The organism is Corynebacterium sp. HMSC074C01 (assembly GCF_001814605.1).
Classification (GTDB): domain Bacteria; phylum Actinomycetota; class Actinomycetes; order Mycobacteriales; family Mycobacteriaceae; genus Corynebacterium.
Window position 1 is genome coordinate 1 of record NZ_KV817273.1, and the last position, 311, is coordinate 311.

Annotated in this window: 1 protein-coding gene; it reads right to left on the bottom strand. The window is 56.9% G+C overall.

The window, feature by feature from the left end; translation table 11 throughout:
- Positions 1 to 311 (bottom strand): hypothetical protein (locus tag HMPREF2978_RS04480; RefSeq protein ID WP_371326360.1); only part of this gene is annotated, 311 nt, incomplete at both ends.

Below are 311 nucleotides of genomic sequence, written 5' to 3' on the forward strand. Positions count from 1 at the left end.
TCGGGTCGGTGTTGCCAGGCTCACCGTTCTCGTCGAACTTGTTGTCCTTGTTCGGGTTCTTAGAACCGTCGACCTCTTCCTTATCGGTCAGGCCGTCACCATCGGTATCCGGCTTCGTCGGGTCAGTACCGAGATCCTTCTCTTCCTTATCGGTCAGGCCATCACCATCGGTGTCCTTATTCTTCGGATCAGTACCATCCTTGACCTCGTCACCGTCGTTGATGCCGTCACCGTCGGTATCCGGGTTCTTCGGATCGGTACCGTGCTCCTTTTCCTCACCATCGGTCAGGCCGTCACCATCGGTATCCGGG